This window comes from Brevibacillus fortis, from assembly GCF_046196545.1.
GTDB lineage: Bacteria > Bacillota > Bacilli > Brevibacillales > Brevibacillaceae > Brevibacillus > Brevibacillus fortis_A.
Map to the genome: position 1 here is coordinate 5,569,571 of NZ_CP176370.1, position 15,739 is coordinate 5,585,309.

General features: G+C 50.8%; 17 protein-coding genes. All 17 read right to left on the minus strand.

The window, feature by feature from the left end:
• Window positions 1-269: 269 nt before the first annotated feature.
• Window positions 270-1,712 carry an NAD-dependent succinate-semialdehyde dehydrogenase gene (locus ACKKE8_RS27100; protein ID WP_409175738.1) on the minus strand — a complete coding sequence of 481 codons (1,443 nt, stop codon included), beginning with the start codon at window positions 1,710-1,712 and terminating at the stop codon, window positions 270-272.
• Window positions 1,713-1,736: 24 nt separating this feature from the next.
• Entirely contained in the window at window positions 1,737-2,240 is a 504-nt protein-coding gene (paaD, locus tag ACKKE8_RS27105; protein ID WP_106656177.1) for a 1,2-phenylacetyl-CoA epoxidase subunit PaaD, read from the minus strand.
• Between the two features lie 17 nt (window positions 2,241-2,257).
• Window positions 2,258-3,091, minus strand: a complete 834-nt coding sequence (paaC, locus tag ACKKE8_RS27110) for a 1,2-phenylacetyl-CoA epoxidase subunit PaaC (RefSeq protein WP_409175739.1) — start codon at window positions 3,089-3,091, stop codon at window positions 2,258-2,260.
• A gap of 13 nt (window positions 3,092-3,104) precedes the next feature.
• Window positions 3,105-3,437 carry a 1,2-phenylacetyl-CoA epoxidase subunit PaaB gene (gene paaB, locus ACKKE8_RS27115; RefSeq protein WP_015893218.1) on the minus strand — a complete coding sequence of 111 codons (333 nt, stop codon included), beginning with the start codon at window positions 3,435-3,437 and terminating at the stop codon, window positions 3,105-3,107.
• Between the two features lie 10 nt (window positions 3,438-3,447).
• On the minus strand, window positions 3,448-4,416 hold the full coding sequence (paaA, locus tag ACKKE8_RS27120) for a 1,2-phenylacetyl-CoA epoxidase subunit PaaA (protein WP_409175740.1): 969 nt from the start codon (window positions 4,414-4,416) through the stop codon (window positions 3,448-3,450).
• Window positions 4,417-4,530: 114 nt separating this feature from the next.
• On the minus strand, window positions 4,531-5,358 hold the full coding sequence (locus ACKKE8_RS27125; RefSeq protein WP_409175741.1) for a methyl-accepting chemotaxis protein: 828 nt from the start codon (window positions 5,356-5,358) through the stop codon (window positions 4,531-4,533).
• A gap of 84 nt (window positions 5,359-5,442) precedes the next feature.
• Window positions 5,443-6,630, minus strand: a complete 1,188-nt coding sequence (locus tag ACKKE8_RS27130) for an ABC transporter substrate-binding protein (RefSeq protein ID WP_409175742.1) — start codon at window positions 6,628-6,630, stop codon at window positions 5,443-5,445.
• 51 nt (window positions 6,631-6,681) lie between these two features.
• On the minus strand, window positions 6,682-7,425 hold the full coding sequence (locus tag ACKKE8_RS27135) for an ABC transporter ATP-binding protein (RefSeq protein WP_409175743.1): 744 nt from the start codon (window positions 7,423-7,425) through the stop codon (window positions 6,682-6,684).
• Window positions 7,426-7,447: 22 nt separating this feature from the next.
• A complete protein-coding gene (locus ACKKE8_RS27140; RefSeq protein WP_409175744.1) occupies window positions 7,448-8,209 on the minus strand; it encodes an ABC transporter ATP-binding protein in 762 nt (253 codons plus the stop codon).
• Window positions 8,206-9,234, minus strand: a complete 1,029-nt coding sequence (locus tag ACKKE8_RS27145; RefSeq protein WP_409175745.1) for a branched-chain amino acid ABC transporter permease — start codon at window positions 9,232-9,234, stop codon at window positions 8,206-8,208. The genes ACKKE8_RS27140 and ACKKE8_RS27145 overlap by 4 nt, the downstream gene beginning before the upstream one ends.
• Window positions 9,234-10,112 (minus strand): branched-chain amino acid ABC transporter permease, encoded by an 879-nt coding sequence (locus tag ACKKE8_RS27150; protein WP_017251567.1) that lies wholly within the window; start codon window positions 10,110-10,112, stop codon window positions 9,234-9,236. The genes ACKKE8_RS27145 and ACKKE8_RS27150 overlap by 1 nt, the downstream gene beginning before the upstream one ends.
• A gap of 134 nt (window positions 10,113-10,246) precedes the next feature.
• Window positions 10,247-11,074 carry a phenylacetic acid degradation operon negative regulatory protein PaaX gene (gene paaX, locus ACKKE8_RS27155; RefSeq protein WP_016741468.1) on the minus strand — a complete coding sequence of 276 codons (828 nt, stop codon included), beginning with the start codon at window positions 11,072-11,074 and terminating at the stop codon, window positions 10,247-10,249.
• A 172-nt stretch (window positions 11,075-11,246) separates the two neighbouring features.
• On the minus strand, window positions 11,247-11,669 hold the full coding sequence (locus ACKKE8_RS27160; protein ID WP_409175746.1) for a thioesterase family protein: 423 nt from the start codon (window positions 11,667-11,669) through the stop codon (window positions 11,247-11,249).
• A gap of 26 nt (window positions 11,670-11,695) precedes the next feature.
• On the minus strand, window positions 11,696-12,895 hold the full coding sequence (locus ACKKE8_RS27165; protein ID WP_409175747.1) for a thiolase family protein: 1,200 nt from the start codon (window positions 12,893-12,895) through the stop codon (window positions 11,696-11,698).
• 33 nt (window positions 12,896-12,928) lie between these two features.
• On the minus strand, window positions 12,929-14,128 hold the full coding sequence (locus ACKKE8_RS27170) for a thiolase family protein (protein WP_409175748.1): 1,200 nt from the start codon (window positions 14,126-14,128) through the stop codon (window positions 12,929-12,931).
• Window positions 14,125-14,880 (minus strand): 3-hydroxyacyl-CoA dehydrogenase family protein, encoded by a 756-nt coding sequence (locus ACKKE8_RS27175; protein WP_409175749.1) that lies wholly within the window; start codon window positions 14,878-14,880, stop codon window positions 14,125-14,127. The genes ACKKE8_RS27170 and ACKKE8_RS27175 overlap by 4 nt, the downstream gene beginning before the upstream one ends.
• Window positions 14,864-15,721: a 3-hydroxyacyl-CoA dehydrogenase family protein gene (locus ACKKE8_RS27180; RefSeq protein WP_409175750.1), complete on the minus strand. Its 858-nt coding sequence runs from the start codon at window positions 15,719-15,721 to the stop codon at window positions 14,864-14,866. The genes ACKKE8_RS27175 and ACKKE8_RS27180 overlap by 17 nt, the downstream gene beginning before the upstream one ends.
• Window positions 15,722-15,739 lie beyond the last annotated feature (18 nt).

Sequence of the window (15,739 nt, forward strand, 5' to 3'; positions counted from 1 at the left end):
ACGTTTTGTGTCAATATGGAAATACCAATTTTTATCTATTAAATGGTGCCCTTGATCCAAACTCCATTATACCGTTGATTCCCTTTTTCTTTGTAGACAAAAATGAACAAAGTGTTGAACAATACAATTCACAAAATTTATACAATTGGGTCAACATAGTGGAGAAGAAGAAACAGCGTTATTGGTTCATCGGTACCTTTTAAAACTTTTCCAATATTAAATGAAAAAAGAGTCCAGATCTTGTCTGAACTCTTCTTCTCTTCTTATTCTTATAGTCCAAAGGAAACGAACTTCGTCTCCAGGTACTCATCCATTCCGTAGCGGCCACCCTCACGACCGATTCCGCTTTCCTTGAAACCGCCAAACGGTGCTTGCGTTTGCGTAGGAGAACCATCATTGATCCCAACGATTCCGTATTCGAGGAGCTCAGCCATACGGAAGCAACGCTGATTATCGCGGGTGTACACATAAGCAGCCAAGCCGTAACGTGTGTCGTTTGCCTTCTGTACGACATCCGCTTCCTCTGTAAAACGCACGAGTGGAACGACAGGGCCGAACGTTTCTTCAAAGGAGATTTTCATATCCGTTGTAACGCCAGCAATCAAGGTCGGTTCGCAATAGAAGCCCTTCGCATAATCGCCTTCAACCAAACGATTTCCGCCGTATACCACTTGCCCGCCTTTGTCCTTGGCGTCCTCGATATGCTCGAGCACCTTGTTCAAGGCACGCTCGTTCACCAGTGGACCAATCTCCGTCTCTTTCTGGCGACCATCGCCTACCTTCGCACGCTTCAGACGCTCTACCAGCTTTTCTGTGAACGCATCTGCGACATCCTCGTGGACGTACAGACGGTTCGTGCAAATGCACATTTGGCCGGAGTTGCGGAATTTGCTCTCAAACAGACCTTTTACGGCTGCATCCAGATCGGCATCCGGGAATACGATGAACGGTGCGTGACCACCAAGCTCCATGCTGACCCGCTTCACTTGCTTCGCCGCCCCCTCCATCAGCAGCTTGCCGACACGAGTGGAGCCTGTAAATCCGATTTTGGAGAGCTTCGGATTGTCGATGAACTCTTTCCCAATCGATTCAGGATTTCCAATGACGAGGTTTACAACGCCTTTTGGAAAGCCGGCCTGCTCAATCAGCTCAAACATGCGAATCGCAGACAGCGGCGTGCTTTCTGCTGGCTTTAAAACCACCGTGCAGCCCGCAGCCAATGCCGGAGCAATCTTACGTGCAACCATGTTCACCGGGAAGTTCCATGGGGTAATCGCCCCGACCACCCCTACAGGCTGACGCAGCACCATGATGCGCTTGTTCGCAACGGAGGATGGGATCGTTTCTCCGTTGACACGCTTTGCTTCTTCTGCGTACCAGACAAAGTTATCAGCGGCACCCAGCACTTCGCCTTTTGCCTCGCCCAAAGGCTTGCCCATTTCAGCAGAAATGATGCCCGCCAGTTCATCCCGATTGTTTTTCACCAGCTCGGACAAGTTGTACAAATATTTGGCGCGCTCGCGAGCAGTCAGTCGAGACCAGCTGGCAAATGCCTGATGTGCAGCGTCGATGGCCTTGTTGGCATCGCGACCATCACCGAAGGTTACTGTGCCAACTGTTTCACCTGTAGCAGGATTCGTAATCTGAATGGACTCGCCACTCTCGGCATTCACCCATTCTCCATTAATAAACATTTGCTTGTACTCTCCCATGACATTCGCTCCTCTCAATCTCACTCAATAGATTGGTTTTAGGGCCTCAAACGGATTTTTGCAGTGCCGGCAATACAATATACTTCGACAAGCAGCAGGGCCAAACAAATTTTCCATTTGTGTATACGGGGAATCACAGTAGGGACATGCCACTTCCCATGTATCTCCCGGTTTGAAGTCAAGCGGTGGCGGCGCGATGCCAAAGCTTTTCAGCTTATCGCGAGCATCCAAGGCGATACGATCAGATGTCCAGGCTGGATCATAGACAAACGCTACCTGAACCTGATTGATTCCTTCTGCCTCCACCAGCTTTTCTGTGATGTTCTTCTTCATGATCTCGAGTGCCGGACAGCCGACAAAGGTAGGGAGTACCTCGACGTGTACGACATCTGCCTCGACGCGCACTTTGTGAATCATCCCCATCTCCACCATACTGATCACCGGAATTTCGGGATCGGTTACTTGCTGCAGCAGTTCCCAGCATGTCGCTTCAAGCCCTTCATGCAGTTGCAGTTCTTCTTGCGCCATGAGAGAATCACTCCTTTTTACCAGCCTGCAGCCGGATCAATGCGGTACACTTCAGACAAGGTAGCCAAAGCTTGAACCAGATCAGCAGTATGTTCACCGTAACGGCCGCGCTCTTGTGGCACTCCTGGCTCACCCGGCCATTCGAGTCCTGCTTTTTCGAAAATGTCTTTGGTCAGTGTCAGCCATTTTTGTTTCAGTTGCTCTTCTTCTGCAATCAGGCCAAATTGAACGATATCGACCTGGTTTGGTCCAAGATGAGGCAGTTCCCCGGCATCCTTCCAAACTTTTGCAATGGCTGCCTCCAACCTCTGACGCGCATCAGGCGTACTGTTCGCCAGTTGCTTCAACCAAACTTGCCAGTGCATCAGATGATAGCGATGCTCTGTCATCATTTTGCGACTGACCAGCGCGAGTGGTGCATATGACGACCGCGTAAGTGCCTCCAAGCGAACCTGCTTGTATAAACCGTACACATAGCTGCGAACAATCGCATAAGCCCAATCGTAATGAGGATGATCGTTGTATTCGCCGTCGCCGTTTTTACGCTCTACCAAGATCGCATTGGAAAACGCCTTCGCCTCGCGTAGCTGTGCGAGATCGTCTGCTTTGCCCACCCCTAGTTGCTCCAGCATTTCATAAAACATCACGGCATGGCCCATCATGTCCTGAGACATCGAAGAAAAGGCCACATCTTCTTCAATATGCGGAGCAAGCCCAAGCCATTCCGATCCACGATAAGCCAATATAAAATCGTCATCAGCAAGCTGGAACAACAGGTCGGTCAAGGCTTTTGCGAATGCCGGGTTTTGCTTTGCTGCTTCCACTGTTTCTACATGTAAACGGTCGCCCATGATTGTATCCCTCCTAACTGCCGTTGCCTGCATGCTTCTGTTTTTCTTCGTACTGCTCGCGATGGTGTCGCCATCTCGACTGCAAGTCGCCGTATCCTTTGGTCTCCCGATAGCTCTTGTTGTCGAGTCTTTCCAGGAAAGGACGCTCCTCTGGCGGCAGTCCAAAAATGTCGTCGCGCTTGACTACCCATAAATTAAAACAAGGCTCACGGCGCAGAAAATTCTCCCTCGCCATACTCAATGCGACTTCTTTATTGGGTGCCAACAAACTGAACTGTTGGACGAACGGAGCATTTACGCTTTTTTGGCTGAATACTTCGTATATGAAAAAGTTTTCGTTGCTCATCCACATTCACCTACCCTACTTGTCGGCCGTACGACATAATCGCATCGCGCACCCATTTGGTTTCCTCATAAGACATTACCCGAAGATTCAGACGGTGAGCGGAGCGTGGTCCGTTCCCCTTGACGATTTGCTTGAACTCTTCCCAGTCAGGCTGTTGGTAAACCCATTTGTCTTCTGCCTCGTCGAAGTAAATCGTATCGTCTGGAACTGTGAAGCCAAGGTGGAAAATACGCGGCAAATACTTTTTCAAGAATACTTGGCGCAATTCTTCATTGGTCTGTGTACGAATCTTGTAGCGCATGTTGGCTTCCTGATTGCTCGTTATATTGCCTTTTTCCGGCGGTCCGAAAAACATCAAGAGCGCTGGCCACCAGCGATGGATAGCTTCTTGCAGCATTTGGCGCTGTTCATCGGTGCCTTCTGCCAACTCCAAGACGATGCTCTCCCCGTGTTGGGCGTGGAACTTTTCTTCCGCACAGATCCGATGCAGAGCGCGGGCGTAAGGTGCATAAGATGTATCGAGGGACATCGATTGCGTAATAATAGCCGCTCCGTCAACCAGCCAGCCAATCACACCAGCATCTGCCCAGGTAGGCGCTTCCATGTGAAATACATTGTGAAATTTCAGTCTTTTTGAAAACAAATCATTCATAATATCCTCGCGCGTCTTGCCCAATGGCTCAAGCAAGTCTTCTGCGACGCGAAGCAGCAATTGACCATGCCCCATCTCGTCCTGGACCTTCGCCATAATCGCCAACTTTCTGCGCAGTGTCGGCGCCTTTGGAACCCATTCTTTTTCCGGCAAGGCACCCATGATCTCACTGATGCCATGCATCGAAATCAGCTTGATCAACTGGTTGCGATAGTCGTCTGGCATCCAATCGTCTGCCTCTATTTTTTCCCCGCGTTCGATTCTCGCTAAAAACGCTTCCAACTTTTCGTTTTCAGTCAGATCGGCATGTTCGAGCCTCATTTGCATGGAGAACGCCCTCCTTTTATCAGATATGCATTATGTTAAAATTATAATACGTTTTTATAACGCAATAATAACATATCGTCATACGTTTTTGCAATACGCTTACATAGGACTCTCCTATTCTGTTCGCCCAGTTATTTCTGCTGCCGTTTTCAATTGCTCGGCCATATGCCGCAGCTCTTGCATGACTGCATCCAGCTCCTGTATTCGCGTTGACTGCTGCACGCTGTGATTCATCGTCTTCTCCATTTCGCCCGTTACCGTCCCGACGAGTGCATTCATTTCATCTAATAGATGGAAAATGCCTTTCGCTGAAGTAGCGGTCGTCTGGGAAAGCTGACGGATTTCCTCTGCGACCACGGAAAAGCCGCGACCAGCAGCACCTGCACGTGCCGCTTCAAGGACGGCATTCAAGCCGAGTACATTGGAGCGCGTCGAGATATTGCGGATCAATTCGTTGATTTGGGTCGTTTCTGCAATTTTTAGCCCTAATTTACCGGCTGCATCGCTTAGTGTGTGGCTCGCTTGCGTTAGATTGTCCGCGTCCTTTGCCAGACTTTCTGTGTGCTGTGCGATATTTTCCAGCGCGTCCGTCAAGTTTTGAGCCAAGCCGTGCAAGCGATCCTCTTGATCGGTCGTCACGCCTGTCGCCAAGCAACCGACTACTTGCCCGTTTTCAACAAGTGGATAACCAACTGCGATATAAGGAATGCCGTAGAGCTCTTTGGAAATCTTCTTCACGACCCGCTTGCCCTCTTTTACCGCCGTTGCATTGATACTCCCCGGGCGCAATTTGTCTCCTACTCGAATCCCCAGGTTCAAGCCCTGTGCGGGATAATAGGCGAGAAACTTCTCTTTATCGGTGACTCCTACCATACATTCAGACAAAAACGCCTTTTGTAAAATCGGTGCGACCATTAAGACGCTATTCAGCAATTGAGACATGCGTGATCCTCCTACCCTTGTAATGAAAACAACGATTCCCCCCGCATTCTTCTTCACGAAGCGGAGGGAACTAACTACTTTCTCTTATTTAACGAGCTGGAATTTTCCATCCTTCACTTCAACCATGATCATGCTGTCTTCTGTCAGACCATTATGATCATCAGCCGTGAACTTGAATTCTCCGGTTACCCCTACGTATTTCACCTTTTCCAATACTTCACCCAGTTTGGAGGTGTCGCCGCCTGCTTGCTTCAAGCCTTCCACGAGCAAATTCAAACCGTCGTATCCGTATCCCGCGAAGCCGTCTGGCTGTGTATTGTAGGCGGCTTGATAGCCATCCACGAATTTTTTGATGATGGCAGATTGCGGATCGTCTGCAGCTACTTGATTTGGGATGAGCAGTTTTCCAGCTACCATCAGGACACCCTCGCCTGCGTCTCCAATCAGTTCGAGGAATTTGCTATTCGCAGAGCCGTGGCTGCTAATGATTGGAATAGTGAGGTTCAGTTGCTTGGCTTCCTTCACAATCGTAGCGGGTCCAGGGTTCGTACCTGCCACAATCAATGCCTGCGCATCAGTCCCTTTGATCTTGGTCAATTGGGAGCTCATGGACGGATCTTTTGTGCCGTATTTTTCTTCGGCTACAATCGTGATGCCGTATTCAGGCGCATATTTTTGCAATTGCGTGGTCCAGCCACTTCCGTATGGATTGCTGTCATTGAGCGTAGCAATTTTCGTAATGCCTTTTTCCTTCAAATATTTGAAGATACGCTTCGTTCCGTGTACGTCCGTGTGCGGAGTTTTGTAGATGCCTGCACGAACTGGATTGGTGATTTGGTCTGCGGCTGCCATTGAGATCAGCGGGAGCTTTTCTGCTGCGGCGTACTCAGCCATCCCGAGAGACGGACCACTGCCTGAGGAACCGAGTACAGCTACGACCTTTTCTTTCGAAGCGAGCTTTTTGATCGCTTTTACCGCTTCCGTATTATCAGACTTGTCGTCTTCAAAAATGACTTCCAACGGTCGGCCATCTACTCCGCCTGCGCCGTTGATTTCTTTTACCAACAGCTCTACCGCTTGCTTCTCCGGTACGCCGAGCGGACTGTTAGGACCAGTCAGTGAGAAAATAGCGCCGACCTTGATCGGGTCCTTGCTGGCGCCACCAGTGCCTGACTCTGCTGCTGGCGTAGCGCCGCCTCCACAGGCGCTCAAGAATACGAGCGATGCGACTGCTGCTGGAAATAGCCATTGTTTGAATGTTCGTTTTTTCATGGGTGTACCCCCTCATGTATGTGGTTGATCTTGATCAAACTGCTAGAGTTACTACACTGCTTCGTGGGAGCTTCCCAAATAAGCAGATTGTACACGCGGGTCATTGCTAACCTCGTCTGCCTTCCCTTCCAGCATGACGGTTCCTGTACTAAGTACGTAAGCCCTGTCGGAAATAGCGAGCGCTGCGCGAGCATTTTGCTCGACTAACAACACCGTAGTGCCCCACTCCGAGCGAATCTCCTGCACAATCGTCAGGATTTCTTTGGCAATCAGTGGAGCCAATCCTAGCGAAGGCTCGTCCAACAAGAGAAGCTGCGGTCGAGACAAGAGCGCCCTGCCAATGGCGAGCATCTGCTGCTGCCCCCCGGAAAGCGTTCCCCCGAGCTGCCACTTCCGCTCCGCCAAAATCGGAAAACGCTCGTACACCGTCTCCATTTCTTTGGCGATTTCCTTTTTGCTCGTCTTGGGCATCCGATGCGAAGCACCCAGCCACAAATTATCCTCCACGGTCAGCGTCGAAAAAATTTGTCTGCGCTCCGGTACATGCGCCATGCCCCGAGGTACTACCAGCTCCGCAGGAACACGCGTAATGTCCGCGTCACGCAACCAAATCTTGCCTTCCTTTTCGCCGTGCAGACCGCAGATACAGTTCAAAAGCGTCGTTTTACCTGCCCCATTTGCACCTAACAGGGAGACGATCTCGCCTTCGTTCACTTGCAGAGTAATGCCGTGCAGCACTTCCACCGGACCGTAGCGAGCCGTGATGTTGTCTACTGTAAGGACTGCCTTCCCCATGTTTGTCCACCTCTTTCGCGCTTCATTCTGCACCCAGATACGCCGCAATCACTCGCGGGTTCTCCTGAATCTCACGCGGGGTTCCTTCTGCGATTTTTGATCCTTGATCCAATACAACGATGCGGTCCGCAATCGTCATAATCATGTCCATGTCATGCTCCACTAGCAAAATAGCCGTTCCGTTGTCGCGAATCTGGCAAAACATACGGCTCATCTCCGCCGTCTCGGTATGATTCAGACCCGCAGCAGGCTCATCCAACAAGAGCAGCCGCGGTTGGGCCACCATTGCGCGGGCAATCTCCATCAGCCGCAGCTTTCCGTATGGCAAGCTCCCAGCCAGCGAGGACGATTCTTCTGCCAGTCCTACATTCGCTATCCACGTCTGTGCTTGCTCCTGCATCAGCTTCTCTTCCTTGCGGGACTTTGCCAGATTCATGCCGCAGGAAAAGAGACTCGCGCTTGTCTTGGTATGCATGCCGACCATCACGTTTTCCAAGACGGTCATATCGTCAAAGGTCTGGAGGTTTTGAAAGGTTCGCGTGATGCCCAATCCGGCATATTCATAGCCTTGCACACGTGTCAACGGCTGACTACTGAAGCGAATCTCACCTTCCGAAGGCGGGATCACACCCGACACCATGTTGAGCACCGTGCTTTTTCCAGCGCCATTCGGACCGATCAGCGCGAGAATCTCTCCTTCCCGCACCTGAAAATCTACTTGATTCACTGCACGTACGCCGCCAAAATCACGAGAGAGCTTTTGCACATCCAAAAGCGTTGTCATGTTGCAGCCTTCCTTTCCACCTGCTGCTTTCGCTGTGCTTCGTCAGCCATGGCCTTTGACTTTTTCGCCTGCCCTTTTTCGTAAGCAGCCCGGATGCGCGGAACCAATCCTTCTGGCATGAACATGACGATCAACACGAGAATCGCCCCGAATACAATCGTGTCTACATCCCCCTGTAAGCCCGGCACCACTTCACTCAAGAGGATCAGCCCTTCACTGATAAAGCCAATCAGGATCGTCCCGATCAAAGCGCCCCAGATGCTTGTCATCCCGCCGATGACGACCATCGTCAGAAACTTGATCGACTCGTGCAATCCGAACGGCTGCGGATCGAGGATTCCCATGTAATGGGCGTACAAGCCGCCGGAAATACCCGCAAACATGCCGCTTACCACAAAGGCATTCAGCTTGAACTTGCGGACATCAATTCCCATCGAGGTCGCGGCAATCTCACTTTTGTGAATCGCCCGAAACGCTCGGCCGACGCGTGAATTCAAGAGATTAAGTGAGAAGAGCAGCACACAAGTGACGACTCCCCAAATCAGAAAGTACATGGATAGCTCGCTTCCACCGAAGAACGTCATTTGTGGAATGCTGATCATCCCGTTTGCTCCCCCTGTCACCGACTCCCATTCCGTAATCCCGATCTGGACGATGTAGCCAAATGCGAGTGTCGCCATCGCGAGGTAGTAGCCTTGCAGCCCCGCTATCGCCCGCCCGAGGATAAAGGCGAATAACCCTGGAACAATCGCAGCAGCTATGAGGCCGATAAATGGCGGTAGACCGTACTTCGTCGTCAATACTGCCGAGGTATAGGCACCTATCCCCCAAAACGCTGCTTGTCCCAGCGAAATTTGTCCGGCCAGCCCCATCACGAGGCATAGCCCGATGGTTACGATTGCTTGAAGACCGATAATAATTCCGACAGAACGATAGTATTCATCTGGCATAACGAATGGGAAAAGAATCATCAAAAACAGGTAGATTCCTATGCTTTTGCCCCACTTATCGATGATCTGCTTCATCATAGCCCTCCTTTTCCAACGCTGCGTTCTCCAAAGATGCCGGATGGCTTAATCAACAGCATGCCGATCAACACCAGGAAGGCGATCGCGTCCTTCATACCGGAACTGATGTAACCAGCTCCCAGCGACTCGACGATCCCGAGTAAAAAGGCGGCTACGGCTGCACCCAATGGATTTCCCAGTCCGCCTAGAATAGCTGCGGAAAAGCCTTTGATTCCGAGCAGCACGCCAATATCGTAGGACGTTACGGAAAGCGGCGCGATCACGATTCCTGCAATCGCTCCTGTCGCTCCACTGATGGCAAAGGCCAGCATACTCATCTTTGTCGGGCTAATCCCCATCAGGCGAGCTGCCATTGGGTTGACCGAACAGGCGTTAATTTTTTTGCCGAGAATCGTCTTGTCCATCAAGTACCACAGTAGAAAAAGAATGATAAGAACAGCAGCCAAAATCCAGATACTTTGTTGTGCGATCATCACGCCGCCGATCGAGATCGGCTCATTGCTCGTAATCGGTTCGAGTGCAAACGCATCTTTTCCCCAAATAAAACTGGCAATGCCGCGAATGAGTGTCGAAATTCCTATCGTCAAAATAATCAAACTAATTGGATTAGCCTTTTTGACGTAAGCGATTACATATTTCTGCATCAAAACACCGATCAAGGTGACCAGGAGGATCGCGAGCAATGCCGCCAATCCATATGGAAGATTCATGCCAATCAAGGCAACTGTGACCATTCCGCCCAGCATCAAAAATTCACCCTGCGCCAGATTAATCACCTTGCTTACGTTGTAAATCGTGATGAAACCAACCGCTACGATCGCGTAAATCCCGCCACTGACGAGGCCGTTTGCAACGTACTGCAACAATTCCGTCATATTCGTGCTGTACCCCCTTCGTTTCGCGTCCACCAAACTACACCCAAGTAAAACGCTTACATTTTAAGTAATGGAAAAATGATTCAATGAAAAAGACCCTAGACGTGCTAGGGCCTTTCCTTCGCAGCTTTCGCCTATGCGGATGGCGCAGCTTCATACACGGTCTCGAAGAATCGTACTGCCCCTGGATTCAATAACTGGTAGTAATTTTGGAACAACTGATCCGCCTCTTTGCCCAACCACAGCTCTGGCAACAATTCCTGCGGCAAATCAGGATCGATGAACAAGAACTTGCGGTATTGGTGGACGAGCTTTGTCTTTTCCACGAAGCAATGGCTGTCTGGAACCTCTTCCCCATTGCTGAGTTTTGCAGAAAGCTGCTCATACTCTTCTCGGTAGGCATCGATGAAGGCCTTGTATTTTTCATTGATTTCATCGATATCCCAGCATTTCTGCACGAGCTGCTTCGGATTGCTCCAGCCCATATGCTCTGATGTAAAAATCTCGACATACTCCGTAATCTCGTGCGCTTCCGTCAAGTCCTTCACGCGATCACTGAGGTTATTCGGGCTGATCCATGTGCTGGTCGTCAGCATCCCGAAGCCCATCCACCCCAGCTCCTTGCGCAGTTGATCACGCAGCGCTCGACGCTCCTCTGGGATGTTGTAGCTGGCAATGCACCACTTGCCGTCCCACACATCTGTCTCGACCTTATAAATACGTGCCGCTGCCTCTTCCAGCCGCTTTTTGCCGCGCTCGGATACCGAGTAGAAGCTGCGGTTCCCTACTTTTCGCGATTCCAGCCAGCCTTGGCGAAGCATCCGGGAGATCGCTGCACGAACAGCCGGCTCCGACAGTCCGAATTCCCCCATCAGCTTGGTCAGACTACCAATCCAGATTTCGCTTCCATAATGGCGGACGTATTCACCGTAAATTGTAAAAAGCATGGATTGTGGCTTCACGTTTCTTCTACCCCCAAATCGATTCATACCTATATGCTGTGTGAAATTGTACCATATTCTGTAGGAAGTGCGTGAATCGATCGAGAGTATATGACGATAAAATCATATAACGTAATTTAAACGTAATTATAGTAAAACATTTTAAAAGAGTCAATTTATTCTGTCATATTTATTAATTCCCATTTACTTCCTGGTTAATCTCTGCCTGCAAGGCCTCAAAACGACGTTTGATCTCGTCCTTTTTGAAGATGGCCTGGACGAACGTACCGAGTCCTACACGATTACGCGTAGTGTCCGCCGTAACCTCGCACACTACGCGTTTTTCGGTAACCTGCACACAGGTAGCCCGGAACGTGACCTCCTGACCAATCACAGCTGGGCCGACATGCTTGATGTCTACAGCAAATCCTGAGCCCTCTTCATCGGCTTCCAGGTACGGTAAAATGACGCGTCTACCCGCCCATTCCATGTAATAAATCATGCTGACAGTCGACATCACGGGATGCACGACTTGGCCTTCAAAAACAGGCAGCATGTCCTTTGTCACTGTCACAGTAAATTCTTCCGTCGTACCTGGCTGCAGTCTATCTATCAAGAGTACCTGCCTCCCTATCTGCCAAGCTACACTCGCTCAATAATGGTCGCAATGCCCTGTCCAACTCCAATGCACATCGCTGCCAACCCGTAACCGGCATCACGACGCTCCATTTCATACAGAAGAGTAGTAAGGATGCGCGCTCCGCTACACCCGAGAGGATGGCCCAAAGCAATCGCTCCGCCATTTACGTTGACCAAATCAGGGTTGACCCCCAGCTCACGTACGCTCGCTACTGCCTGTGCCGCAAAAGCCTCATTGAATTCGAACAAATCAATCTGCGCAAGCGACAAGCCTGCCTGCTTCAGCACTTTGCGAGTAGCAGGTACAGGCCCAATTCCCATCACGGATGGATCGACACCTGCGACTGAGGATGCAACGATTCTTGCACGAGGCTTCAAGCCGGCTGCAAGAGCCGCTTCCTGTTCCATGATGAGCAGAGCGCAGGCTCCATCGTTTAGACCGCTGGAGTTGCCTGCTGTGACGCTGCCATCTGCTTGGAATGCTGGTTTCAGCTTTTGGAGCTGTTCGATGGTCGTCTCTGGACGTGCATGCTCATCGTGAACAAACAGCGTAACCTCGCCTTTGCGCCCTTTCAGCTCTAGGGGAACGATCTCGGCATCCCACTTTCCTTCTGCCAAAGCTCGTGCGTAATTTTGCTGACTGCGCAAAGCAAACTCATCCTGCGCTTCACGACTAATGCCGTATTGCTCCGCTACCTTCTCCGCTGTTTCCCCCAAGCTGATTGGCGGATACATTTCTTTCATTTTTTCGTTAACCAATCGCCAACCCAACGTCGTATCGACCAACTGCTGATTGCCGCGCTGAAAAGCCGTGCCAGGCTTCATCATCACCAGCGGAGAGCGTGTCATGCTCTCTGTCCCGCCCGCGATATAGACATGACCTGCTCCAGCTTTGATTGCATTCGCACTTTGATTCACAGCCTCCAGACCTGAACCGCACAGACGGTTCACTGTCACTCCCGGCACCTCGACAGGTAGTCCCGCCAACAGAAGTGACATACGCGCGACATTGCGGTTGTCTTCCCCAGCCTGATTGGCACAGCCCATGATGACATCATCTATCGTCTTCGGATCGATGGAGTTGCGTTCCAGCAGCTTTTGAATCACCAATGCGCCCAAGTCATCCGGGCGCACATCCTTCAACGCACCTCCAATACGGCCGATTGGCGTGCGCACAGCATCTATGATGACAGGTGTACTCATTCTTCCACTCCTCCCATGCACTAGGGCTTTTTTCTATAGTGCTTCTACTAACGTGGCCAATCCTTGACCGCCGCCTATGCATAACGAAACGATTCCGTATTTCTTTTGGCGACGTCTCAGCTCGAAAAGAATCGTACCTGCCAGTCGGGCACCGCTCATTCCGAGTGGATGACCCAACGCGATTGCTCCACCGTTTACATTGGTTTTCAAAGGGTCCAGTCCCAGCTCGCGCATGCAGGCAAGTGACTGGGAAGCAAAAGCTTCATTTAACTCAAATAGATCAATTTGATCTACGGTCATGTTCGTTTCTGCAAGCAGCTTGCGGATCGCAGCGACCGGACCAATGCCCATAATGCGCGGATCAACACCAGCACTGACAAAATGAACAATGCGTCCCAAAGGAGCGACGCCTGTTTTTTGCAGCATTTCTTCATTCATCAGCAGCAAGGCCGCTGCGCCATCGTTGATACCGGAGGAGTTGCCTGCTGTGACGCTACCATCTTTTCGGAAGGCAGGTCGCAACTTGGACAATGACTCCACACTAGAATCCCTTCTTGGGAATTCATCCGTATCAAACAGCGTTTCTTCCCCTTTTTTTCCTTTTAACCTGATTGGAATGATCTCATCGCGGAACAGCCCTGCATCTATCGCGTTGATAGCCCGAGACTGACTCTCTGCTGCAAAACGATCCTGATCCTCGCGACTAATGCCGAATTGCTCCGCCACGTTTTCCGCTGTATCTCCCATGGTCAGATCGCCATAAAGTGAGACAGGAGCAGAACGAGGTCCACCAAAAGATTCGATCAGTGTCTGTCCTCCACGTTGATACGGCTGCTCGAATTTTTCCATGATGTACGGTGAACGAGTCAAATTCTCTACACCGCCAGCCAGCATGACCTGGCTATGTCCTGCCTGGATGGACTGCGCAGCCAAATTGACTGCCTCTAGCCCGGATGCACACACCCGATTCACAGTCAGTCCAGGTATGGTGTCAGGAAGTCCTGCTTTCAACAAACCAACGCGTGCAATGTTAATAAACGGCCCAGCCGATATGACGTTACCCATGATGACCCCATCAACAATCTCACCGGATTGTCCTGCCTTCGCAAGCGCTCCATTCAAGACAATCGCTGTCAGGTCGTCGATGGGGGTGTTCTTCAGACTTCCGCCCAGCTTGCCGATTGGTGTACGTACTGCTGCTGCTACGTACACCTCCTTGTTAGTCAAGCTCATGCCTCTACACCCACTTTTTCTTCGTACGTGTAAAAGCCTTGCCCACTGCGCACGCCGACACGCCCTGCCAGCACCAGCTTGCGTAATAGTGGCGCTGTACGATAACGCTCCTCGGCCAGGTCGCGCTGCAAGCCTCTCGATATCGCAAAAATCTCATCCACCCCGATACGATCTGCCCATTCAAGAGGGCCGTATGGGTAGTTGGTGCCTTTTTTCATCGCGATATCGATATCGGTAGCGGTTGCTGCTTTTTCCATCAGCGTAAAGGTAGCCTCGTTGATAATGAGCGTTAAAATGCGCGGGAACACGAGACCTACCTCGTCGTTTACGGTTTCCGTCGCTTTCCCGAGTGATTGAAAGAAGCCTTCCGTTGCTTGTATCGTATCCAGCTCCGTTTGCAGGGCAGGGGCAATCTCGATCAGCTCCCGTTCAACCAAGGGCACGAACGTTCCAAATCCGCAAACACGTTCAGGATGCTGTGTCCAGGACGCTACCTCTGTCGCTGTAATCGCGAGCGAAGTCGTGATAATCGGTACGTTTGGTGGCAATAGGTCATCCAGCTCGCGTACCTGCCTCTTTTTCGCCTGCAAATCGACGCTATTTACTTCCACAGCCAATTCAATCAGCTCAGGTTCAGCCATCGCTTCTGCAAGCGTAAGCACCTGATAGCCTCTTTCCACCATCAAATGATTCAACTCTGCGTACAGCGGGCTTGTTCCCACGAGCAATACAGCCTTATTTGTTGTAGTCATAGAAGCCTTCCCCCGTCTTTCTGCCCAAGCTGCCGGATTGAACCATTTGTTGCTGAATCCGGCTAGGCTTAAATCGTCCTTCATGGAAGAAGTCGGTATAGACCGATTTGGTGGTGGCAAAATTGATGTCGATGCCAATCATGTCTTGCAGCTCAAACGGTCCCATTTTGAATCCGCCAGCTAGCTTCATGATGCGGTCAATCTGCTCTACACCAGCCACATGATCGCCCAGAATACGCAAGGCTTCATTATAGTAAGGCCGCGCGATTCGATTGACGATAAAGCCTGGGGTGTCCGTCACCAGGACAGGCACCTTGCCCAACTCTTGTGCGAATCGATACGCGACATCGACATTTTCCTCGCTCGATTTTTTCCCGCGAATAACCTCAACCAAGGGCATGACCGGTGCCGGATTGAAAAAATGAAATCCGAGAATGCGCTCGGGATGCGAAAGCCCTCCTGCAATCTCCGTAATCGAGATGGAGGAAGTATTCGTTAGTAAAAGGGCATCCTCTCTGCAAATCGCAGAAAGCTGGCTGAAAATGCTTTTTTTCAAATCAAGACGCTCTGGCACCGCTTCGATGACGATATCGCAGTCTGCCAACTGCTCTATTTCCGATACCAGATGGACCAGCTCTAGCGTCTCTGTCATTTCTTGTTCACTGATTTTGTTTTTCTCCACGTCTTTTGTCAGGATCGATTCCAAATAGACAAGCGCTTTGTCCAGCACCGCCTGATTTGCATCCAGTAGCATGACCTGATGTCCTTTGCGAGCACAGACGAGAGCGATCCCCGCTCCCATCGTTCCCGCTCCGATGACGCCTACTGTTTTTATACTCACTTGGGCTTGCCTCCCTTC

What these genes read in the sequence shown, in the direction of transcription:
- ACKKE8_RS27125 (WP_409175741.1), bottom strand. Translation starts at nt 5,358, where the DNA reads ATGTCTCAATTGCTGAATAGCGTCTTAATGGTCGCACCGATTTTACAA.
- paaD (WP_106656177.1), bottom strand. Translation starts at nt 2,240, where the DNA reads ATGGCGCAAGAAGAACTGCAACTGCATGAAGGGCTTGAAGCGACATGC.
- ACKKE8_RS27165 (WP_409175747.1), bottom strand. Translation starts at nt 12,895, where the DNA reads ATGAGTACACCTGTCATCATAGATGCTGTGCGCACGCCAATCGGCCGT.
- paaC (WP_409175739.1), bottom strand. Translation starts at nt 3,091, where the DNA reads ATGGGCGACCGTTTACATGTAGAAACAGTGGAAGCAGCAAAGCAAAAC.
- paaA (WP_409175740.1), bottom strand. Translation starts at nt 4,416, where the DNA reads ATGCAAATGAGGCTCGAACATGCCGATCTGACTGAAAACGAAAAGTTG.
- ACKKE8_RS27145 (WP_409175745.1), bottom strand. Translation starts at nt 9,234, where the DNA reads ATGAAGCAGATCATCGATAAGTGGGGCAAAAGCATAGGAATCTACCTG.
- ACKKE8_RS27175 (WP_409175749.1), bottom strand. Translation starts at nt 14,880, where the DNA reads ATGACTACAACAAATAAGGCTGTATTGCTCGTGGGAACAAGCCCGCTG.
- ACKKE8_RS27135 (WP_409175743.1), bottom strand. Translation starts at nt 7,425, where the DNA reads ATGGGGAAGGCAGTCCTTACAGTAGACAACATCACGGCTCGCTACGGT.
- ACKKE8_RS27150 (WP_017251567.1), bottom strand. Translation starts at nt 10,112, where the DNA reads ATGACGGAATTGTTGCAGTACGTTGCAAACGGCCTCGTCAGTGGCGGG.
- ACKKE8_RS27100 (WP_409175738.1), bottom strand. Translation starts at nt 1,712, where the DNA reads ATGGGAGAGTACAAGCAAATGTTTATTAATGGAGAATGGGTGAATGCC.
- ACKKE8_RS27130 (WP_409175742.1), bottom strand. Translation starts at nt 6,630, where the DNA reads ATGAAAAAACGAACATTCAAACAATGGCTATTTCCAGCAGCAGTCGCA.
- ACKKE8_RS27140 (WP_409175744.1), bottom strand. Translation starts at nt 8,209, where the DNA reads ATGACAACGCTTTTGGATGTGCAAAAGCTCTCTCGTGATTTTGGCGGC.
- paaB (WP_015893218.1), bottom strand. Translation starts at nt 3,437, where the DNA reads ATGAGCAACGAAAACTTTTTCATATACGAAGTATTCAGCCAAAAAAGC.
- ACKKE8_RS27170 (WP_409175748.1), bottom strand. Translation starts at nt 14,128, where the DNA reads ATGAGCTTGACTAACAAGGAGGTGTACGTAGCAGCAGCAGTACGTACA.